General features: G+C 52.7%; 14 protein-coding genes. 7 read left to right on the top strand and 7 right to left on the bottom strand.

The window, feature by feature from the left end:
* Positions 1–318 precede the first annotated feature (318 nt).
* A complete protein-coding gene (locus CYPRO_RS06760; RefSeq protein ID WP_114983885.1) occupies positions 319–1,221 on the top strand; it encodes an IS110 family RNA-guided transposase in 903 nt (300 codons plus the stop codon).
* Here the strand turns inward: CYPRO_RS06760 and CYPRO_RS06755 are convergent.
* On the bottom strand, positions 1,198–2,577 hold the full coding sequence (locus CYPRO_RS06755) for an IS4 family transposase (protein WP_114982649.1): 1,380 nt from the start codon (positions 2,575–2,577) through the stop codon (positions 1,198–1,200). The two genes, CYPRO_RS06760 and CYPRO_RS06755, sit on opposite strands and share 24 nt — an antisense overlap.
* 179 nt (positions 2,578–2,756) lie before the next feature.
* Here CYPRO_RS06755 and CYPRO_RS06750 point away from each other — a divergent pair, with 179 nt between their 5' ends.
* Entirely contained in the window at positions 2,757–2,942 is a 186-nt protein-coding gene (locus CYPRO_RS06750; protein ID WP_124245554.1) for a hypothetical protein, read from the top strand.
* A gap of 245 nt (positions 2,943–3,187) precedes the next feature.
* Here CYPRO_RS06750 and CYPRO_RS06745 read toward each other — a convergent pair whose 3' ends face one another.
* Together CYPRO_RS06745 and tnpA are read right to left on the bottom strand one after the other, a co-directional pair.
* Positions 3,188–4,804 (bottom strand): amidohydrolase family protein, encoded by a 1,617-nt coding sequence (locus tag CYPRO_RS06745; protein WP_114985726.1) that lies wholly within the window; start codon positions 4,802–4,804, stop codon positions 3,188–3,190.
* 625 nt (positions 4,805–5,429) lie between these two features.
* Complete coding sequence (tnpA, locus tag CYPRO_RS06740) at positions 5,430–5,891, bottom strand: IS200/IS605 family transposase (protein WP_114983882.1); 462 nt, start codon at positions 5,889–5,891, stop codon at positions 5,430–5,432.
* 578 nt (positions 5,892–6,469) lie between these two features.
* Between tnpA and CYPRO_RS06735 the strand changes: the two genes are divergently transcribed.
* From CYPRO_RS06735 to CYPRO_RS06725, 3 genes are all read left to right on the top strand, one after another.
* On the top strand, positions 6,470–6,955 hold the full coding sequence (locus CYPRO_RS06735; RefSeq protein ID WP_124245553.1) for a hypothetical protein: 486 nt from the start codon (positions 6,470–6,472) through the stop codon (positions 6,953–6,955).
* A gap of 436 nt (positions 6,956–7,391) precedes the next feature.
* The gene (locus tag CYPRO_RS06730) at positions 7,392–11,294 is read left to right on the top strand and encodes a S8/S53 family peptidase (protein WP_114983880.1); all 3,903 of its coding nucleotides are present in this window, start codon (positions 7,392–7,394) and stop codon (positions 11,292–11,294) included.
* Between the two features lie 324 nt (positions 11,295–11,618).
* The gene (locus CYPRO_RS06725) at positions 11,619–14,678 is read left to right on the top strand and encodes a glycosyl hydrolase (RefSeq protein ID WP_114983878.1); all 3,060 of its coding nucleotides are present in this window, start codon (positions 11,619–11,621) and stop codon (positions 14,676–14,678) included.
* 572 nt (positions 14,679–15,250) lie between these two features.
* On the opposite strand, the gene CYPRO_RS06720 is transcribed toward CYPRO_RS06725, so the two are convergent.
* Both CYPRO_RS06720 and CYPRO_RS06715 read right to left on the bottom strand, forming a co-directional pair.
* Positions 15,251–15,892 (bottom strand): hypothetical protein, encoded by a 642-nt coding sequence (locus tag CYPRO_RS06720; protein ID WP_114983876.1) that lies wholly within the window; start codon positions 15,890–15,892, stop codon positions 15,251–15,253.
* Between the two features lie 579 nt (positions 15,893–16,471).
* Positions 16,472–16,696, bottom strand: a complete 225-nt coding sequence (locus CYPRO_RS06715; RefSeq protein ID WP_124245552.1) for a hypothetical protein — start codon at positions 16,694–16,696, stop codon at positions 16,472–16,474.
* A 269-nt stretch (positions 16,697–16,965) separates the two neighbouring features.
* Here CYPRO_RS06715 and CYPRO_RS06710 point away from each other — a divergent pair, with 269 nt between their 5' ends.
* Positions 16,966–18,990 (top strand): S9 family peptidase, encoded by a 2,025-nt coding sequence (locus CYPRO_RS06710; protein WP_114983873.1) that lies wholly within the window; start codon positions 16,966–16,968, stop codon positions 18,988–18,990.
* 96 nt (positions 18,991–19,086) lie between these two features.
* Complete coding sequence (locus tag CYPRO_RS06705; RefSeq protein WP_164682606.1) at positions 19,087–20,361, top strand: flavin monoamine oxidase family protein; 1,275 nt, start codon at positions 19,087–19,089, stop codon at positions 20,359–20,361.
* A 143-nt stretch (positions 20,362–20,504) separates the two neighbouring features.
* Here CYPRO_RS06705 and CYPRO_RS06700 read toward each other — a convergent pair whose 3' ends face one another.
* Together CYPRO_RS06700 and CYPRO_RS16420 are read right to left on the bottom strand one after the other, a co-directional pair.
* Positions 20,505–20,990, bottom strand: a complete 486-nt coding sequence (locus tag CYPRO_RS06700) for a TspO/MBR family protein (RefSeq protein ID WP_114983869.1) — start codon at positions 20,988–20,990, stop codon at positions 20,505–20,507.
* A 110-nt stretch (positions 20,991–21,100) separates the two neighbouring features.
* Positions 21,101–21,955 carry a TonB family protein gene (locus tag CYPRO_RS16420; RefSeq protein ID WP_124245551.1) on the bottom strand — a complete coding sequence of 285 codons (855 nt, stop codon included), beginning with the start codon at positions 21,953–21,955 and terminating at the stop codon, positions 21,101–21,103.
* Positions 21,956–21,986: the final 31 nt, after the last annotated feature.

Here is a 21,986-nt window from a genome sequence, read left to right as displayed (position 1 = left end):
CATTTTTATTTTTGGGGGGAAACACCGAGAGCATCACTCATATGTTAATTTTGATTCAAATTGGCGTCTAATCGGGCAAGTGTTAGATTAGAAACCAAACAACCGAAATAGGAGCAAGTCTGGCACCCTCGGAGCATCACAATCACCGGTTTAACCGGATGAACCACGCCAGGCATAACCAGACTTGTATCCTGGCGTTGAAAGACAACAGTACCTAGAGCTTAGACCCGTTTCTAAAGCTACCATTCATGAGTGAAATTCATGCGACAGGATCCTGCTTCGGATGCAAATAACACACCACTAAACTATTGATTAGTCATGTTTTATTCCATTGGCATAGATATCTCAAAAGACGACTTCAAGGCCTGCATCCTCGAGTATAACCCTGTTGAACAGACCGAGCGTGTACGCTCCTCCAGAAAGTTTAACAACACCCAGGCAGAGCTGCCCAAGTTTGTCAGCTGGGTCACCAAATGGGAGTCCAAACAGCCTGCACCGGTGCGCATCACCATGGAAGCCACCGGTGTGTATTACGAGCGGGTTGCCCTGCACCTGTTTGATAACCACCCCGAATGGGCATTAAGCGTGGTTTTACCCAGTCAGGCGCGTAGATTCAATGAGTCTGAGGGATTCAAGAACAAAACCGACCGTATTGATGCCCGCGGGCTAGCCCTGATGGGTGCGCGCAAGAAGCTGCAGCTATGGCGGGGCATTAAACCCTATTGGAGCGAGCTGCGTCAGCTCACGCGTACCCGTGGCGCGTTGGTAGAACAGCGGACCCAGCTCAAAAACCAGCTTCACGCTCTCAATTACAGCGCTTACGCTATCAAAGATACGCGCAAGATTGTCCAGCAAACCATCGCTGCCTTGGATAAACAGATCACCAAGCTTGAAAAGCTGATCACCAGGCATCTGGATTCGGATCCGGAGATCGAAGAAAAGGTGGATAAGCTGAAGTCGATTCCGTCGATAGGTTTGATTACAATCTCCACGGTGCTGGCAGAGACGCTGGGCTTTGAATACTTTACGTCAAGAAGCCAGCTGATCAGCTATGCGGGTTACGATATAGTGGTTAAGGAGTCAGGCAAACACAAAGGCAAGAGAAAAATGTCGAAACAGGGCAATGCGCGCATCAGGGCAGCGATGTATATGCCGGTGGGCAATATTTTGTCGCACAAGCGGCAGCCCTATTACAACTCAACTTTCGCACTTCAAATTTAGCTTAAAAATCGGTTCAAATTGGGCCATAATCTCGGATTTGAAGTTTTCAAACATCTGAAGAAACTCAACCAGTACATTGCTTACAAGCTGGGCCTGTTTAGATTCGGCGAACTCTTTAAATTTCACTCGCAGTATTTCGATACAGGCTTCTATGGTTGCTGCCTGCAGCTGCTGAACACAGGCATAAAACATCCCTGGTAACGTCCTGTCATCGATGCAGCCGCGATGATAATAGGCCAGCATAAGATATCTGATGATAACAACGCTGCAGCAACCGATCAGACCGCTATAGTCGCGCATCTGCATGCAGTACAGTCCCAAGTGCTGTTTAATGGCTTTAAAGCACACCTCGATGTCCCATCTGCGGGCGTAAATGCAGCAGATTTCATCGGCGCTTAGCTGCGTATCAGTGGAAATAAAGACAATCTTCTTGTCGGGGTCATGTCTGTTGGTAACCACTACCACACGGACTTTCAGATTCGTATTTAGCAACTCAACGACTGCACTGCCGATAATGTCAGGATTTTTGAAGGTCTGTCCGCCTTTCTTGAATATTAAAGGCAGGCTTTCAACACTGTATATTTTTTGCTGGTGCTTGAATTTCAATGCCGCTGTGTTCTTGCCCCGGCAGATTACAGGTGTATGTTTGGCCACTTCCTTGATCACTTGGGGAAATGCGAACCAACTGTCAAAAAGCACATAATCCATCTTAAACTTATGATTATATGCGCTTTGGGCCATGGTGATGGTCAGATCGGTGGCCTTTTGCGTGGCCGCGATCACGCGTTTGCCGCCATTGGTGCGCTTGTCAACTTTAGGATCCGGACCGATACGTTTGTCGGCGTCCTCATTGGTAAGCAGTTCGAAACCCAAGGGCAGGCAGCTATGTCCGTCGCTCCAGACCGCGGTGAGCATCCTAAAGCCGCGGAAATACCTGCCATGGCTGTGATCATGTTGACGACCCAGATATTCAACACATTTACTGCGATCGCGCTTGTAGCCGGTATCGTCGAAAATAAGATAGCGGGGCTGATCATCATCAGTGAGGGTATCAAAATGACGGGTCATCTTCAGGGCAATAGATAACAATAGCATGCGCCAGTCATAGCTGGTGTTGCTTAACAAGCGGTAGAACGCATCACGACCGGCCACGGGCAGGGAGTCACCACTGAAAGTATAAACCTTTAGGTGGGTCATGGGTAGTACGACCAAAAGGTGGAGCAACTGAGCAATCCCCATGCCGGCACGCTTGTAGAACCCTGCTTGCTTGAGTTGTTTGCTGTCACAAAACTTTTTGAACCACGCAAGAACCCAAGGGGTGTTTATTACCGAAGAAAGTGTTAACTTATCAAGCATAGGACAGGTCTTTTAGATTGATTTTAATTGGTTTAGCGAAAAACACAATATAAGAAAAATCGAAGGCTTGTCCTATTTTTATGTGTATAATTAATAGCTACTTAGGCGCCGTTTTTGTCGAAGTGCGAAAGTTGAGTTACAACTATTATGACCGGTTATTCAGCCGGCACGGGATATCAATGAAGGCAAATGTGGCCTTGCAGAAGAAGTTATTGTGCCTGATGTACCATTTGTGGAAGAAAAACGAGGCCTTTGATGCCGCGCTGGCGCTCAGGCCGGCCGGCCTGAGCGCCAGCGCGGCATCGCCTAAGGGCGATACCGGTGTTGATACGACCATTCCGGAACTGGAGATGGCTTTTTTTTGAAGGCTAAAAACAAAAAAAATGACTTGACTTTTGACACAGTACCTGGCTGCAGTGCTGGTTCCACACCTCCCAAATCGGTCTCATAGCACCTTGCTTTTTTGCTCGTTTGACGAAAATAGAACGCGGATTTCAAGAATTTTGACGGATTAGAATGTAAGTGTTGTAGGGACGGACCTGCGTGTCTGCCCTTACAACATGGACAATAGTCCGTGCAAATCCGCCCAATCCCAAAAATCCGCGTTCCATCAGCGCGTGCCGGGCAAGTAAATCTCATACCCCGTGCGGTCTTTTTCCTGCCGCACCATCTCGCGGACATCCCGCAGCAGGGCGCGGGCATCGTAGATGATCCCGTCTTTGATGGTGTAGCGCACGCCTCCCGCGCGGACTGGCACGTTATCGGCGTTGAGGCGGAGCACGCCGGTACCGTAGAGCACCTTGAGGTCTTCGATCGGATTGCCGTCAACGAGCACGAGATCGGCGAGCTTGCCGGGCTCGACGGTTCCGATTTCGGCGGCCATGCCGAGGGCTTCCGCACCTTTCAGCGAGCCCGATTGCAGCACCTCCAGCGGATGAAAGCCCGCCTCCCGCAGCATCTCAAGCTCCCGGACAAATCCGAAGCCGTAAATCTGGAAAATGTAGCCGGAGTCGGAGCCCGCGGCTACGCGTCCGCCGCGGTTTTTGTAGTCGTTCACGAAAGCCATCCAGCGGCGGTAGTTGTCCTTCCAGAGCACCTCCTGCTCGATGCCCCAGCTGAACCAGTAGGAGCCGTGCGCTATGCGGCTCGGCTGGAAGAACTCCCAGAGCGAGGGCAGGGTATAGTCGCGGTGCCATTCGGCGGTGTAGGCGCGCATGAGGTCGCGATTGGCGTCGTAGATGTTGAAGGTCGGCACCATGGTGAAATCGCGCTCGAGCAGGGTCTGCATCACGTATTCGTAGCGGGGCGTACCGGGACCGGAGGCCTGCGCCCAAAGGCGACCGGCTTCTTCGAAGCGGTGCTGTTCATTCATGTAGTTGTAGTCGAGGCGGTAGTGCTGCACCGTGCGGTCCGAAAACAGGGCTTCGGGCAGGCCGTACCAGTGCTCCATGGTCGTGAGGCCCAGGGCGGAGGAGTCGAGCACGTTCATCCAGGCGACATTCAGCTGCGCGTGATGGGCCGCGGAGCCGAGTCCGTGCCGCGCAGCCTCGTTCAGAGCGGCCTCCATCAGATCCGGACGCAGCCCGAAAAACTTGATGCCGTCCCCGCCCTGTCGCGCGAGATCGCGCACCCAGTTACGCGCCTGCTCCGGCATCGTGATTGGCCCCTGATGCCCGCGCCCGAAGCTCAGGTACACGTGCAGCCGCGGCGCCACGATTTCGTTGCGGGCACTGCGCTCCTTATGCGACAGCGACCACTCGAGACCGTTATAGCTGCCCGGATCACGCACCGTCGTGATACCATGCGCCATCCACAGCTTGAACACATATTCCGCGGGCGTGCCCTGCGCGGCCCCGCCCATGTGACCATGCATATCCACGAAACCAGGCAGAATAAACAGCCCCTCAGCATCAAGCTCGCGGGTATTGTCATCGGCGGCAGGCCTGCGGTTTTCCTGAATGGGCACACCGGGAAAGCCCACATTCACAATATTGACGATACGGTTGCCCTCGATCACGATATCGACCGGCCCCGTCGGCGGTGCCCCGGTCCCGCTGATGAGCGTGCCTCCACGAATAATCAGCCGCGTGAACGGGCCTTCACCTTCTCCCTCGGCCCTATCCGGCGCGGGCGTCACCTGCGCCGCAGCTTCCGAAACCATTCCCGAATAGGTGGCCGACCCAAATGCCATCCCCCAAAACAACAAAACCAGCAAGCATTTTTTCATACCAAAAGCGTAGTTAGGATTTAAAAGAAAAACCTGAATATAGGACAAAGCAAAGCGCGTTGGAAAGCCGGATTTTCAGGGCAAGCGCTATCCGTACAACCCAAGCTTGTTTCCGTACCCGCAGCACAGGAACCCGGCTGTCCGGTTATGCCCGCTCTTTTTTTATTTGGGGGAAATTCCGAGAGCATCACGGTCAGCAGGTCCATGCTAGAATAATGCCACCCCTTCGGGGTTTTACGTTGGGGTGGTTGTCCGGTTTTCTACAATAATGCCATCTCTTCGGGATTTTGGGATGATGGTCGGTGCCTGGATGGCTAAAACAGTGCCATCCCTTCGGGATTTTGTGATAAGTAATTTTAAACCAGCAAAGTGCTCTTCGCATTTTGGCTCACCATCTCTGTAAAAATCTCACATACGACCGAATTGCGGCAAACCCAAACGCCAACCAATTAATCGCCCTGCAAAGGTTCACAGCCCAAACCAGCGCGTCGTAAGGCACTTTGCATTTTGAAAGCAAATTCCCCACAAAAACCCCGAAGGGGTGACATAATTGTAGCAAAAACAAACGCCGACCCGCTATAAACCCCGAAGGGGTGACATTATTGATGGGTTGAACACCTATCGGCTATTCGAGCCAATCAAATAAATATTTTTCGTTGTATTCAACCTCAAATTTTTTCAGAAGGCCGATATACTCTTCTCTGAATGTTCTCTTTCGATGGTGCTCTTCCTGCCTTGCGATGTACTCATACACATTTTTGATTTGAGACTGAGAATAAGAAAAAACCCCATACCCTTCCTGCCAGGAAAACTTTCTGCCGGTAAACTTCTGATCATTAATAAAGTTAGATGAATTGTTTTTTATATCACGAATGAGGTCCGATATACCCATTGATGGCTTTATGCCGGCGAAAACATGAACATGGTCAGATACCCCATTTACAATGATCGATTTTTGTTGCTTTGCAGTAATGATTCCGGAGATATATTTGAAAACATCCTCGCGCCATGGTTTAAGCAAAAGGTTTTCCCGGCCTTTGACCGCAAAGACGTATTGAAGATAAATTTGAGAATAGGTTCCGGGCATTATAATTAATATTTAATTTAATGTATCATAAAACAGACGCTACAATTGGTTTACCAAAAGTTAATATGTATTGATATTAGGGTCTATACCTAAACAAAAAATAATGTCATCCCTTCGGGATTCCCTATTAATTCGCGGTGTTCCATTTTCTACAATAATTCCATCCCTTCGGGATTTGGCGTTTGGGGGGGGGCGGTGTCTGGATGGATACAATAATATCACCCCTTTGGTATTTTTTCGGGATGGGGTCGGTGTCCGGTTTTCTACAATAATTCCATCCCTTCGGGATTTGGGATGGGGCCGTTGTCCGGTTTTCTACAATAATTTCATCCCTTCGGGATTTTGGGATGATGGTCGGTGTCTGAATGGCTACAACAATGCATCTATTCGGGATTGAAAATGGGATGCAGGGAAATGCATCCGGATTTTTAAATGTGGATTTGACGACTTGAGCCACTTAAAAACAGCCGGAACATTTGACCTTTGGTGCAGTTATCAAGTTGATTAACTTGCAAGCTGTTTCTTTCAAAACCTGATGCTCTTGCCTTATGCGAACCAAAACATTTTCCTTGATCCTGATGACCGCCGCGCTCCTGTGTACCGGAACCGGCTGCAACACCGTGGGCGCGGATTCCGATACGGTTACTGTATGGCTGAACCAGCTCCGCGTAACCATGGAGCTGAGCGAGCGGGCAGTTGCCCCGGGGGATGAACTCACGGTGACCATTCGTCTGCACAACCGCAGCAATCAGCCGCTTCAACTTGTGACTGCGAAGCCGGTAATTGCTGGTTATTATGTAAAGCAGGATGATGATATCATCCCTTTCGAGGGGACTTTACTGATGTTGCCAGGCCTCATTGGAAATTTCGAAATCGGGGGCAGTGAGACGCTCACCTTCACCCATCCCATCACCGCACGCCTTCAGCAAACGGATCCCGAAACCGGCGAACCCGTTCCGGCACAAGCCGGATGGTACACCCTTCTCGCTGTACCTACCATCATAAGCATCAACGGCGAACCGGGCCACCTCCCTGAACTTGCACAAACGTTCCGGGTCCGGTAAGACCACCGATAGTGATTTTTTAACCGGCTTTATCCGTAGGGAAGAGTGCTTGCCTTGCGTTAGCATGACCTTAAAACTCCGAACTAAATGCAGAGCAAGTTATTGAAATACATAAATTTAAGTGCCTTTTTCATTATAAACCTGCAACAAGAGTCAGATTTTTTTTGGGGTAGTCCCATTGATTTAAGAATTAATAATTCGATGCCATTTACAACTATAAGAGGCTGAAACAGCAGTTCTTTTCATAAAAGCTTCAGCCGGTCAAGAGGGTACCGCAAGCGTAACCATCCGCCCAATGAGATGTAATGATCAGAGGTGTGTTCATTTTAAAATATTGGCTGGTTCAATTCTCATAAGATATGCTTAAACTTAGCTTAATCTTCGCCCGGGTAATAGCGGGAGCTGAGATTTCTATTGGACCACACGCACACTATCCATGATTAAGCAGAATACTATTCTTCGTACAGCCTTACTTGCGCTTCTTGTTTTACTGTTTCAGGCCGGACTGAAGCCGGGCTTTGCACATACCCTGAATGACGATGACCCTGACCGCAAACCGGGTTACGCTTTGCTTGCACAAATGATGGACAATGAGCACCTATCTGTAATCGTGCATTTGGCCGCGCCTTTTCAGCGGGAAGGTATCATGCAGGAACATCAACGACAGGAACAGGCTGCGGCGATTGAACAGGCCCAAAACAGCTTATTTGAGCGACATGCCCAAGCCGTGCAGGAAGTACGTGCTGCATTTACGTTCATTCCCTACGTTGCCCTCACTACTGATGCAGAGGGCCTGCGCACACTGCTGGCTGATGACGAAGTGCTGGGCATTTATGAAGATTTAGCTGCGGAGCGTCAAATGGATGTCAGCAACGCCCTTATTGGCTCACCCCAAGTCTGGAATACCGGCTACACCGGAAGCGGCAGCGTAGTCGCCGTGCTGGATGACAGCTTTGACCGAAATCATCCGCATTTTAGTGGGCGGGTTGCCGGAGAAGCCTGTTTTTCAACCAACACGGGCGGTCGCAGCTCTCTGTGTCCGGATGGCGAGCCAATCGTTATCGACGAGGGCGCCGCAGGAGCATGTTCAGATTGTGATCACGGCATTCACGTTGCCGGTATCGTAACGGGCAGCGGCACAAACGAAGGGCGTACTATAGAGGGGGTCGCCAAAGAAGCGGAGGTGTTGGGCATTCAGGTTTTCAGTATTGATGAAAACAACAGGGTTACGGCTTCATTTTCTGATATCATGCTTGGATTGGAGTGGACCCTTTCGCAAAAGCTTGACGAAAATGTTAATGTAGTGGCAGCCAACATGAGTTTGGGCGGAGGCCGTTACTTCAGTATCTGCGATAACGTGCTACCGCCGCTCAAAGACATCTCCGACCTACTTACACAAGCCAATATAGCCGTCATTGCAGCATCCGGAAATAACGGCTACACTGATTCAATGTCCATTCCAGCCTGTATATCAAGCATCATTTCTGTTGGAAATACCGAAACCGGCAAAGGAGGTAATAGTATCGAAGACCGTGTGCGCTCCACTTCAAATACGGCCCCGTTTCTTGACATATTTGCGCCGGGACATGTAATCGAGTCGGCAGTGTTGAACAATGCCTATGGCAACAAAGGAGGTACCTCCATGGCTGCACCACATGTTGCAGGAGCCTGGGCACTGATCAGACAAAAATATCCTGATGCGCCAGTTGCCGTAGTACTCGAAATGCTTCAGGATACCGGCGTGCCAATCACTGATTCCCGCAACGGTATCAACCTGACCTTCCCCCGTATTCAGGTTGACGCAGCCATGCTGGGTGCCCCTGAAATTGCTGTAAACCCGTTCGGGAACAGTTTTAGGGCCACCCCAAACAGCACCTACAGCTTCAGTATTCACATTTCAAACAGCGGAGAACGCAGCCTTCGCGCCATGCTCTCCGATATTCCGGCCCCGACTCCGCTCCGTCCGCTGATCAGCAGCCCGGGCAGAAGTGCTGTAAATACTACCCAAACCCCTGCTCCGGCACCCCATGCGCATCCGGAAGTACAGTCCATGACAGGGCTTCAGGCGGGTCTTCCGCACGAGCCCTCTGCCTGTGGTGAAAGCGTAGAACCTGCTTTTTGGAGTGCGCGCTCGGGTATCACCTATTATACCTGGACCAATGGTGACGGAAATGTTTATGGTACCAACATAAGAGGAAATACAGCTTTCGGTCAGTATTTCAGCATTCCTGAGCCTGTCCTGATCAGGGGAATTGAAGTATTTATAGCCCAAAAGGCAGGATCAGCAGGGGAAGCCCTTTTTCAGGTGTTGGATTATGACACACGTACTGTAATCCAAACCGTACCCGTATCCTTCTCCGATATTCCGGACGGTTCCTCTATGCTTTTTATTCCCTTTGATGAACCTGTCACGGTTTCTGATGACATTCTGATTGCACTTGATGTTTCTGAACTTGATCAGCATAATCCCCCCGGCTATGAGCTTGGGCTGTTCTCCTCCGTCATTGGAGATATTGATGGGAATGAGGTTAAAACACGGATCAAATCCGGTTCAGGTTGGTCTGACGGTTTTGACCATGAACTTGCCTTTTTTCTCTGCACCGACAGTATGCCGGAATTCACCATCGCATACAGCAGCACATTGGCTGAAATAGCGCAAAATGATGAAACGGAAATAACCCTGACTCTAACCATAGCTGAAGGCACCTTACCCGGTACGTATGTGCGTATGCTGCAGGTTTACGCAAATGACCCGGAGCAACCCATCACGGAAATTCCAATAACCGTTGAGGTTGAAGAAGCCTTCTCCGCCATCTTTGAGGGTCCCGCTGAAGCATGGCGGTTTATGGGTTCACCGGCATCGGGTGCTACGTATGCCGAGTTGCTGTCACCGATATGGACACAAGGCTCTGAAAACGCAAACGCGCCATCAGGCGACCCCACTGTTTTGCTGTATGATGGAAGTAATTTTGTGCCGGTACATGATCTTTCTGCTGAGATACCCGCAGGATCCGGCATGGCAGTTTACCTGTTTGGTGCCGATAACATTTCTGAACCGGATGTAATCACATGGCCCAAAGTTCTGGTGCTCAGCGGTTTTGAACATTCAGGGGACATCGATGTGAGTCAGCGCTTAAATCAGGGTAATGAGGTCTTCAGCCTGCTCAGTAACCCCTTTAATGAAGCCATACTGTATGAGGGCTTCATTCCTGAAGCATTATCCGGCTCTTCCGGTGTTGGAAATGTGATTTATGTGTATGATCATGATTTCAATCCGGATCCTTTTGAGTCGCCTGACACCCCCTCCGGAGGGTCTGCCGGAGGCGGATACCGGGCCTGGAACGGTGTTGCCGGAAGCCTTCAAAACGGGGAGATCAAACCCTTTCAGTCTTTCTTTGTGTACAATACGGTTGAAAGCGGCGCATCCCTGACCATCCCGCAAACCGCACGCGCTTCGGCTGTTCCGGAGCGGCCCATTGCGACAAACCCAGTCTTACAACTGGCCGCTCGCGTTAACAACCGCGAAGCCGGTGATATGTGGCTGGGTTTCAGCGAAGACGGAAGTCCGGCTCGAACCGACAGAGATGCGCTTATGCTCTGGCCTTTAGACTACGCTCCTTTTTTGCTTATGTACACCCTGCCACAGTCAGGCGAGTCAGAAATGATGGATGCCCTAACCATTAAGAATCTGCCCGACTTCTTCACGGACGAGCTGTACGTGCCGGTAGGTATTCAGGCCTGGCAGCCCGGCACAAACGGATTCGAACCTATCAGTGGCTCAGCAGAAATGACGTGGCGCCATACAGAAAGTTTACCCGAATCCTGGCATATTTATCTGGAAGACCACCAAACAGGTCAGCTGATTAACCTGAGGGAAGAAAACGCTTACTTTTTTGATTTGGGAGAAAGCAATGAAGGGGCATCGTATCAGGTCCATCCGCCACGCCCGTCAGACCTGCATCAAATTAGCAGATTACAACTTCCGAATCGAAGCAATACGGCAGCTGCAACCCGTTTCGGCCTGCGTATTCAGGCAGATCCGGTCTCTGCGCCTTCCACGGATACGGATTTACCGCAGCAGCTTTCTCTCAGCCAAAACTATCCGAATCCTTTCAATCCGGTCACACAAATTACCTACGCCCTGCCTGAATCTTCAGATATCCGGATCGAGGTATTCAATGTACAGGGACAGCGCGTCGCAGTGCTTCATCAGGGCGCGCAGGCTGCGGGCAGGCATACCGTCACTTTCGATGCCTCAACCCTGAGCAGCGGACTCTATCTCTACCGCCTGCAAACAGCTTCGGAAAGCATCACCCGAAAAATGATGCTCATTAAATAATCCTCCGTTTTAGCGCCTGCTCGCAAAACAAAATCCATTTTCAGCACTTCCCCGGCGCGACGAGCCGCGCCGGGCGCCGGTATCAGCGCTGACATCCTGATCGCCGCTGGAGCAAAGATGAGACAGAACAGAAACAGGGATCAAAGGAACTCGTCTTTGGGTGTGGTATTTCCTTTGAAATCTAACCCGTGACTTGTATTTTATTCAAATGCCCGACTTTATAGTGTTTAAAAGCTTCTTTTGGGGAATCCTGCGGATTTTTACAATTGCCTGACAAACATGTATTCGGGCACCAATACCCCTATCCGAATACCTGAATAAACTATGTCTACATCATCTTACAGGGTACGTCAAAACGCTGTGGCGCTTGCATTTGCCCTATTCATTCTTCCGCTTTATCTCGTCCTTTTTTCGGCACCTGCGCTTCAGGCCCAAACCGTTTGGGTGGGGGATGGCAGTTACCGGCTTGACTTGCCCCCCGGCGAACAGGGACCGAGTATTCATAACGGACAGCCTGCTGTCCCGCTCATTTCGGAGCATTTCAATCAGCAGGTAACAACAAGCGATTTCTGGAGCAGCATGCTCTTCCCGTTTTTTGGTGACCCGCATTCATCTATCCTCTATGCTCATCCGCTGGCCATGAAAGCGGCCCCCGACGGCCTTCAGATGGGATACACCTCGCAGCCGGTTGTCGCTGACCGGGAGTACGTGTTCCCCTACAACCATCATTTTACGGTTGGTGTACAAGGGCTTAACGCACCGGATACCAAGACCCTGCACTACGGCGACTGGACCGTTACCGGCGAGTGGCAAAGTCATAACCGGGAAATGCTTGCTACCCTCGGACACGGTCTGCCCTTTGTCTACTTTGACATGAGCGGTGGTCCGGCGCAGATTACGCCTGCAGCAGCCATGAACGTGTGGCACAATGAAGGAGAAGTCCTCGGCATCACCATAGGCGGCGAGCACTACGGCATTTTTGCGCCAAGCGGATCTTCCTGGCAGGTCAGCGGTCAGCTGGTTAGCTCCCTCAACAATCAGGGATTTCTTTCGGTCGCGGTACTGCCCAATAACAGCCCGGAAACGCTGGCCTTTTTCCATGCGCGCGCCTACGCTTTCGTAACCGATACGCAGGTGGACTGGCACTATGACGAAAACAATTCGACGGTCACCAACACCTACACCATCGAAACCGAGCTTCGCGATACGGCTGAAGGCAACCTAAACGAAACCATTACGGCCCTTTACCGCCATCAGTGGCTGAGCACGGATGCACCCCTCACATCCTACCACTATAACTCGCCCCGGGGCGAAATGAAAGTCATGGCGGGCAACAGTTTTCAGACAACGCGTCATTTCGCAGGCGTACTTCCTTCCATGCCCGATGCCGGCGCTTACAACCGGGCACAGCTCCTGCAACAGGTGCAGCAGGTTGCACAGCAAAACCTCGGCCCGGGACCGACCTATCATAATGGCAAGGAAATGGCACGCGTAGCCCATCTCATACACATTGCCGATCAGCTGGGTGAGCCGGCGGCCGCAGCCAAAAATCAGCTTATGGACAAGCTCAAAAACCGCCTTCAAAACTGGCTGAGCGTGGGCGGTGGTCAGCAGTATGTGTACAATGAAGAATGGTACGTGCTTACCGGCTATCCTTCCGATCACGGTGCGAACACGCAAATTAATGACCATCACTTTCATCATGCGTATGCCATCATGAGTGCGGCTACCATTGCCCGCTTCGATCCGGAATGGGCGGAGCAGGAAAACTGGGGCGGTATGATCAATATGCTGGTACGCGATGCCAACAACTGGCGCCGTGATGATGAGCTCTTTCCTTTCCTCAGATCATTTGATGTGTATGCAGGCCATTCCTGGGCGGCGGGTCACGGCGCTTTCGGCGACGGCAACAATCAGGAAAGCAGCTCGGAAGCCATGAACTTTGCCTCGGCTGTCATCTTGTGGGGAGAGCTGACGGATCAGCCCGAAATCCGCGATCTCGGCATTTACCTGTACACAACCGAATCCGCAGCTATCCATCAGTACTGGTTTGATGTGGATGAAGAGGTATTCCCCGACGGCTATCCGTTCAATGCGCTGGGTATTGTGTGGGGCAACAAAGGCAATCACACGACTTGGTTCGGCCTTCAGCCTGAGTTCATTCACGGCATTAACATCCTCCCCGTTCACGCAGGATCTTTCTACCTTGGGGAGCACCCTGAGTACGTCTTGCTTAATTACAACGCCGCCTCCAATGCTGCTGGCGGACAGCTCACGCTCTGGAAAGACATTTTCTGGAAATACCTCGCCCTGGCTGACGCCGACCTTGCCCTGAGCAAACTACAGGCCGATCCAAACTACGAAGTCTTCGACGGCAATACCCGCGCGCACACCCTGCACTGGATTCACAACCTCAAAACGATGGGACGCCCCGACTTTACGGTCTCCGCGGACATCCCAACCTATGGTGTGTTCACCAATGAAGCGGGAGAGCGCAGCTATGTCGCCTATAATGCGGGCAACAGTCCGCGGCTCGTCAGCTTCTCAGACGGATTTTCGATGGAAGTCCCGGCCCGCGAACTTCGGGCCGAAATAGCCGGGGAAATCCCCGACACGGAAGTACGCCTGCCCATTCGTTTCGACAACGAAACCATCGACTGGGACAATCACTTTGTGAACTTCGACGGCGGTGTGAGCACCGTCATTGAAAATCACGATCCCAGCGGTATCAACACTACGGCACGGGTTGGACAGATGGTCAAAAACGACGGCGCACCCTGGGGCGGCTCCCTGATTCCGCTTGATGAACCCCTCGATATCGAGCGGGAAGTCACCATTCAGGTATGGGCACCGCGCGACAATACGACGCTCCTTTTTAAAATTGAAAACGCCGCGGACCCATCACTCGCATTTGAAGTCAATCAAACCATACCCTTATCGGGTGAGTGGACCGAGCTGACCTTCAACCTGAGCGAAGCCGACCCGGTTGTGGTGTACGACAACATCGTCCTTATTTTTGATCTCGGCACCCCCGGCGACGGTAGCACGGATTTCACCTGGTTCTTCGACAATATCGCCTACTTCAGCCCGACGCACACAGAGCCCGAGACGGATGTACCGGCACGCATGGCGCTGTATCAGAATTATCCCAATCCGTTTAATCCGTCAACCAACTTCCGTTACGAATTGCCGGAAGCCGCAGAAGTACGCCTGAACGTGTACGACCTCACCGGCCGGCTCGTCGCAACGCTGGTTGACGGGCAACAGGCCGCCGGCACGCATGAAGTCCGCTTCGACGCTTCACACCTCTCGAGCGGCATTTACCTTTACCGCCTGCAAAGCGGCAGCCAAACCCTGAGCCGGACCTTCACCCTTCTGAAGTAATAAGCCGGAAGCGGAATCTTCCCTTACAAAAAACCCGCAGCGACAGACCCAAGCGTCCGTTACTGCGGGTTTCTTTTTTGGTGTGAGCCGGAAACGGACACACTTATTAGGCCGCATTATTCACGATGAAAGGGTTTGATGACCTAACCCGCATTATTCACAATTAAACAGAATTAATTTGCTAAATGCAAGTTTAATGTCGACTTAGTGAAAAACAGCGGTAGCCCAAATTTGGGTGTGGTTTAAAGACTGCGAAATTTCCTCGCTGGCTGCGTTGAAGCTGAAAACTCATGCTCAGGGTACTTGGGTACCCTTCCGCTGAGTTTTCAGCTTCGCCTTGCCAGCAAGAAAATTTCTTGGTGAATAATGCGGGCTAAATGTTAGTTTAAATTTAGCTTAGTAAAAAGCTGCGCTTACTCAAATTTGGGAAACGCTTCAAGAAAATCGCAACTCTGTAGCCTTTCTTTGACAGGGCATTTCCAAAAAAAATCCCCGGAGATGCTCGGTGTCCGGGGATTTTTGTAATGATGAAAGTAAGTCTAAAGCTCAGGCACAGCCTGAAAAAACAGTGCTTAGAATACGCCGCGGCAGTTTTCGGCAAGGGTTACGGTAATGCTGTCAAGCTCGGTAGCGCCTGCAGGGAGTTCTTCCTCTGTGAGACCGGGGAAGAACAGGTTTGCCTTCCACTCTTCGATGGTTGCTGAGAAAAAGGCAGAAGCTTCTGCGTCGGCTTCGAAAACGATCACGTCGTAGGCTTCATCGAGTGAACCGCCGTATCGGGTGATAACCTGCCATTCGCCGTTGCGCTTGAAGGAAGTGTTGGTGTGATCCGACTGCGGGTAGAGCATGTTATCTGACGGCCGCAGCAACACCCAGATATCTTTGTCGTGTCCTTCCGGATAAACCCCCATAGTCAGAACGCGGCAAGGCACGGCTTCGCCTTCAAGCGGGGATGTGATCTGAACGCGCTGCACCGGAAAATCTACCTGCAGCTGTCCGGCTGTTGCAACCCGCTCCATCTGTCCCTGCTGGGTTACGATACCGTATGAAAATCCGCCGTAGAGCATAAGCCCGACGCCCAAAATTCCGAGAACAATCATCAGTGTTGGGCTAAACGGCCCGCTGCTACCTTCACCCCCGCTTCTTACAGCCCCAAAAATAGCGGGAAGCACAAGAACAACTCCGACAATTACAATAATGATTTCAAAGGTCATAACATTTGCGTCTTAGTATGAATAAATGTGATAATTTCAAGATAGCAAAGCGCTTCGCTCTTTCATAGAAAAAACTACGCTAACTTTAAGTATTGCAAGTATTTACCGTCTGAATTTGTGCAATTTTTTTGCATGAAATCGTATTACACTATCGCTCAGACGCTGTTGGGATTCAATCAAAATTTTCAGCCCTTCCGGCAGGATGTTGTATTACATTGACTTAACAAAACCCGCATAAGTCGCCATACCGGCATTCCGAAATGCAGGCAGTCCTGATTTTCGAACTCCGCTGCAGCCTTGTTATCTTGGCATTCAACTTTCATACATACAAACGATTTAATCCCCATTATTCACAATTAAACAGGATTTATTTGCTAAGCGTCTGTTTAATTTTGTCTTAGCGAAAACACCGGTAGCCCTAATCTGGGTGTGGTGTAAAGACTGCGCACTGAACGAAGCGATTCCCGCGCAGCGCACCGAGCGTAGCGATTCCCACGAAGTGCACCGAGCGTAGCGATTCCCACGAAGTGAAATATCCCCGCTGGCTACGTTGAAGCTAAAAACGCATGCTCAGGGTGCTTAGGTATCGCCGGAGAAAACCGGGCACGGTCCATCCTGAAAAACAATATCCGGGAGCTTATTGAAGTCAATCAGGGACGCATGCTGCCCGATATCCGCTACAAGATTTCGGAATCCTACCGGCAGTTCAAAGCCGAAGAAGCGCGGCAGGTCAGTCAGGTTTTCGCCCGTATCAACCAGCCTTGCGACAAAAAAACGAAAGCGCGCAGGAAATAGCCGCTTCACTTGATCAGATGCTAACGGCCCTGCAACAGCTTGATGACCTTTTGGAGAACGGAGCTGAACGGAGCTGAACAGAGCTGATGACAGCACACCGTCCGCCCGTATTTGAGCATTGCGCTCCCTTGCATCCCTCAGACTGTCTTCACGTCATTTTACACCGGTTTCCTTTCCGTATCTGATCGGGTTTGCAGATATTACAGCTTCAATATTGCCGTTTGCGGTATCCTTTCTTTCAATGAATTGATGTTAACCCTGAACCCAAAGCTTTCATCATGAAACGATATAGCCCTTTTCTGTTCCGGTTTTTGCCGGCACTTTTATTCATCGGCCTGCTGAGCACAGCCGTATCACATCCATCTGCGACGCTGCAGCTGCAGGCCCAACATGCCGGACTTTCCGCAGAAGACGTCGTTGCCGTACGCACCGTTTCTGCAGCGGTAATGAGTCCCGACGGAAGGCATGTTGCCTACACCGTTACGCGTCCGCCGCTTGAAGACGCCGACCGTGCCCGTTCTACCGTTGAGCTGTTCATCGTAGCTGCCGGGGGCGGCGATCCGGTTCCGGTCATCACCCATCCGCAGAGCGCCTCAGCCCCGCAGTGGCTGCCCGATGGCCGACTTGCCTTTACCGCACGCCTCACCGATCACAGCAATCAGGTGCAGGTCTATGCTGTTAACGCAGCGGCTGAGAACCTTGAGAAGCTCACCAACGCAGAAACCGGCGTCATGCAGTTTGCCGTCTCTGCCGACGGCTCAACCCTCATCTATCGCTCCCGCGACGCAGAAACAGAAGAACAGCGGCAGCGCAGGTCGCTGGGCTACGACATGATGGTCTTCAGTGACGCCCCCCGTGCCATCCGCCTCTTTGCGCAGCCCCTCGACACCCCGGAATCCCGCGCCCTCACCCCTGACGGCTGGCTCGTGCAGGATTTCGCTGTGTCCCCGAACGGTGACGAAGCCATCGTACGTAAAACAACCAACCCGCTGGCCGATTACGACCTCATGTTCAGCGAGCTGCACCGCGTGAATCTGAACACCGGTGCGCACAGCCTGCTCACCGAAACGGCCGGAAAACTCGGCGCCATCCGTTACAGTCCGGACGGCGCGCAGATCGCCTTTCTCGGCGCTAAGGTGTTCAGCGATCCGCTGCCGCAGCGCATTTTCGTGCTGAACCGCGATGGCAGCAACGTCCGCGACATCACCCCCGACGACTATCACGGCACCATTGAGTGGATTGGCTGGAAAGACAACCGCAATATCTGGTTCACTGCCGTGGAAAGCACCCGCACTACGCTCAACGAAATTGCCGCAACCGGCGGACGTATCAGCCGCATTGCCGGCGGTGAGCTGGAGATTTTCAGCGGCATAAGCCCCGACGCACGGGGCCGCACCTTTGCCGCGGCGGTCAATCAGCGCACCCATCCCGGTGAAGCTTTTGTGGGCAGCTTCCGCAACGGCACCTTCACCCGCCTCACCCATCACAACAGCTGGCTGAGTGAGCGCAGCCTGGGGCGTCAGGAAACCGTTCGCTGGTATGCCTCCGACGGACACTGGATGGAAGGCGTGCTCGTGTATCCCGTAGGCTATGAAGAAGGCGAACGCTATCCGCTGGCCGTACTGCCGCATGGCGGTCCCGAAGGCGTTGACCTTGACGGCTGGAATACCCGCGCCCTGTATCCCGTGCATTTTCTGGCCGCCAACGGCTACGTTGTGTTCATGCCCAACTACCGCGGCAGCGCGGGCCGGGGCTCCTGGTTCACCATGGCCAATCACCGCGATCTGGGCGGACGCGAATTCGAAGACGTCCTTCTCGGAATAGACTTCCTCGAAGATAAAGGCCTGATTGATCCGGACCGTGTCGGGATGTCCGGCACCTCTTACGGCGGCTACTTCTCTGCCTGGGCAGGCACCCGGCACAGCTACCGCTTTGCAGCCGCGATCACCTTCGCAGGCCTCTCCAACTGGATTTCCTTCACCGGCACAACCGATATCCCCGTCGAAATGATGCACACACACTGGGATCTCTCCATTTTCGACAACATGGGTCAGTACTGGGACCGCTCGCCGGTAGCCCATCTCGAAAACGCCCGCACGCCTATTCTCGTCGCTACCGGTCTGGCCGATGAGCGCGTACATCCGGAACAAGCCATTCAGCTTTACAACTTCCTGCGCCTGCGCGAAGTCCCGACCGACCTCATCCTGTATCCGCGTCAGCCGCACGGCTTGCTCGAACGTGCCCATCAGCTCGACTTCATGGCACGCGTTCTCGATTGGTTCGATACCTACCTGAAAGACTAAAAGCATCCCAACATCCCATCAAAAAAGGGCAGGATGTTCCGAGGACTTCCTGCCCTTTTTTCATTTCAAACGCCCCATTCAGCCCTCCATCATTTTATGAAACCCAAAAAAATCCTCAAAAAACTTCGGGAAAAATCCTTCCGCGGGAGTGTCACCATCGTAGGTGCCGGCGCTGCGGGTTTGTACGCCGGATGGCTCCTGAGACAGCTCAATATCCCCTTCCAAATTCTGGAAGCAAGTGCGGTATACGGCGGACGTCTCGCCAAACTCGAAGGTTTCGCTGACTACCCCATCGACCTGGGCGCACAGTGGCTGCACGGCAAAAAAAGCATTGCCGGAAAATGGGTAAAAGAACAGGGCGCCAAAATCAAAGCCGACCGCAGCAAAGAACAGTTCTGGATGAACGGCAGCCTGAGCAAAAAACCGCCCTTTGATTTCGGGCTGTTTGAAGAAGACGACCTCCCCGACATCAGCTTCACGCAGCACGCCCGCGAACAGGGGCTCGGGCCCGAATACGACGGCATACTCACCGCACTTGCCGGCGACCTCGGGGCCTCTCCGGACAAGCTCTCGGCCTACTACAACGTGCTCGAATTCGAAGACTGGCGCTCCGGCGACACCGATTACAAATTCCGCGACACCTTCTTCGACCTCGTCGACCGGCAGCTCTTCGCAGAAGTCAGGGATTTCATCCGCTACAACAGCCCGGTCACGCACATTTCCTACGGGGATGAAGGCGTCGTACTCACCGACAGCTCAGGCTTCACCTATCAGACCGACACGGTCATCCTCACCGTACCCGTCACCATCCTGCAATCCGGCGATATACGCTTCAGTCCGGAGCTGCCCTTCAGCAAAACGCAGGCCTTTTCGAAGCTCGGCATGGAACCGGCCATCAAAGTTTTCCTCAAATTCCGGGAGCGGTTCTATGCAGCCAACACCTTCGGCGGCAGCACCTGCGCGGCCTACATCGACGAGCAATACGGCAAACAAGGCAGCACCCCCGTTTTACTCGCCTACCTCATGGGCGATCAGGCCGAAAATATCGCCGCCCTTGACAGCGACGAAGCCATGATCAGCGCCCTCCTCACCGAACTCGACACAATGTACGACGGCAAAGCTACCCCGCTTTTCGAAGACGCGCACATCCAAAACTGGACCGCGCACCCATGGATTCGCGGCGGCTACTCCTACAGCACCTGCGGCATGGCCAACGCCCGCTTCATCGCCGCCCGTCCCCTCGCAAACCGGCTCTACTTCGCCGGCGAAGCCATGAACACCCGCGGTCACCATCAGTCCGTGCACGGCGCCCTCGAAAGCAGCCTCGAAGCAGTTCGGGCAATGATAAGACACGCAAGTACCAAAACGTAAAACTCCCCCCTACTACCGACTCCCTGCCAGGTCAGGCCTTTTTATTTTTTGGGGGAAACTCCGTGCACATCACTGTCAGCTGTGGCAGATTGTGAAACCCCAAATCGGCAGGGGCGCCTTGCTTTTTTGTTTGGCGCTTCGGGCTAATTCATCCACCATATCGTGCCATTCAGCACAGTGGCAAAACTCACCCACAGCAGGTAGGGCACGAACAGCCATCCTGCCGACCGCCTGATCTTGAAGAAGTAGGCCATCGTAAGGGCGATGAACAACCAAAGCAGCAGGATTTCCGCAAAAGCGAGTCCCGGCATACGCAGCCCGAAAAACAGAAACGACCACAGGGTGTTGAGCAGCAGCTGAATGCCGTACAGCCAAAGGGCTCTCCGGGCCAGGGGATGATCGCCCAGCGTTTTCCAGATTTGCCAGCTTGCAATGCCCATGAACAGGTACAGCAGCGGCCATACGATCGGAAACACAAAACCGGGCGGCGTGAAAGCCGGCTTGTTCAGCTCATCAACGTACCAGGTTGAGACGGAATCCGCTGTAGCGATCGCGCCCAGCAGACCCGCAAGCTGTGGCAGTGCAAGCGCGATGATAAGGGCAACTGCAGATTTGGTTTTGGGACTCATTCTTTTTGAAAGCAGTTAAATTCATGTAGGGAAATGTTTCACCCCATCCAACAAAAAAAGGAGACCTGCATTCCCAGCGGGATCAAGTCTCCTTTTTTTATTGCCTGTGATTAGTCAAGTACAAAGCGGAAGGTCACGGTACCGTGCTGCACCTCCTGCGGTACGCCGGACGGCAGCCGGTTAAACCGCCAGTTTCGAACCGTACGGATGACCTCATTTTCAAGCTGCGGATCGGTACGCCGCAGCGGCGTGACCGAAGCAACGGTACCATCCGGCCGAACGGCAAAACGCACCGTGATAACGCCTTCCACATCAACGGTGTATCTCGGCAGCGGATTCACCTGCGGCTGCCGGCTGATGTCACCCTCCCAGTCGAGAATGTAGGGAGCCGAACGGTCTGGGTCACGCGCGCTGCCCTCCTGCTGCGCGTCCTGCGTACGGTTGTCAGGCTGACCGCTAATCAGCGACCCTGCACGCGGACGGGGCTCCGGCGTCGGATCAGGCTCTGTTTCGGGTTCGGGCTCAGGTTCCGGTTCAGGCAGCGGTTCCGGTTCGGGCTCGGGTTCAGGCTCTGGCTCCGGTTCCGGAATAACCTCAGGCTCAATCTCCGTGACCGGCGGACTCACAATCACCTCTTCACTGACTACCGGTTCCGGCTGTTGCGGCAGCTCAACCGGCGTAGTAGCTTCTGCCGGGGGCACAGGTGTCGGCCGGGGCGGCGGGGGGGTAGGTTCCGGTCGCACAGGCTCAGGCTCGGGTTCAGGTGCGCGCGGTACCGGGGCGCCCTGCGCGAACTCACCAAGGGTGACCTCCATCAGCGCAATGCGGTCCTGTTCGGGTTCGGGGTTAAAAATCAGCCAGGCCAGCAAAATCAGCACAAGGTGCGCTGCAACGCTTACACCAAGCCCGAAACGCTCTTCCTGCGTGATTTCTCTATTAAACAGCTTTTCAAAAAAATCTTTCATAGGAGTCAAAATAAAGGGTGACTCAGCAAAT

The organism is Cyclonatronum proteinivorum (genome assembly GCF_003353065.1).
GTDB lineage: Bacteria > Bacteroidota > Rhodothermia > Balneolales > Cyclonatronaceae > Cyclonatronum > Cyclonatronum proteinivorum.
Note: the sequence above shows the minus strand (reverse complement) of the source record. Positions and strands in the feature narration are given on the sequence as shown.

Excerpts from the sequence above, each read along its gene's own strand:
- CYPRO_RS06760 (WP_114983885.1), top strand. The coding sequence starts at position 319 with ATGTTTTATTCCATTGGCATAGATATCTCAAAAGACGACTTCAAGGCC.
- CYPRO_RS06755 (WP_114982649.1), bottom strand. The coding sequence starts at position 2,577 with ATGCTTGATAAGTTAACACTTTCTTCGGTAATAAACACCCCTTGGGTT.
- CYPRO_RS06750 (WP_124245554.1), top strand. The coding sequence starts at position 2,757 with ATGAAGGCAAATGTGGCCTTGCAGAAGAAGTTATTGTGCCTGATGTAC.
- CYPRO_RS06745 (WP_114985726.1), bottom strand. The coding sequence starts at position 4,804 with ATGAAAAAATGCTTGCTGGTTTTGTTGTTTTGGGGGATGGCATTTGGG.
- tnpA (WP_114983882.1), bottom strand. The coding sequence starts at position 5,891 with ATGCCCGGAACCTATTCTCAAATTTATCTTCAATACGTCTTTGCGGTC.
- CYPRO_RS06735 (WP_124245553.1), top strand. The coding sequence starts at position 6,470 with ATGACCGCCGCGCTCCTGTGTACCGGAACCGGCTGCAACACCGTGGGC.
- CYPRO_RS06730 (WP_114983880.1), top strand. The coding sequence starts at position 7,392 with ATGATTAAGCAGAATACTATTCTTCGTACAGCCTTACTTGCGCTTCTT.
- CYPRO_RS06725 (WP_114983878.1), top strand. The coding sequence starts at position 11,619 with ATGTCTACATCATCTTACAGGGTACGTCAAAACGCTGTGGCGCTTGCA.
- CYPRO_RS06720 (WP_114983876.1), bottom strand. The coding sequence starts at position 15,892 with ATGACCTTTGAAATCATTATTGTAATTGTCGGAGTTGTTCTTGTGCTT.
- CYPRO_RS06710 (WP_114983873.1), top strand. The coding sequence starts at position 16,966 with ATGAAACGATATAGCCCTTTTCTGTTCCGGTTTTTGCCGGCACTTTTA.
- CYPRO_RS06705 (WP_164682606.1), top strand. The coding sequence starts at position 19,087 with ATGAAACCCAAAAAAATCCTCAAAAAACTTCGGGAAAAATCCTTCCGC.
- CYPRO_RS06700 (WP_114983869.1), bottom strand. The coding sequence starts at position 20,990 with ATGAGTCCCAAAACCAAATCTGCAGTTGCCCTTATCATCGCGCTTGCA.
- CYPRO_RS16420 (WP_124245551.1), bottom strand. The coding sequence starts at position 21,955 with ATGAAAGATTTTTTTGAAAAGCTGTTTAATAGAGAAATCACGCAGGAA.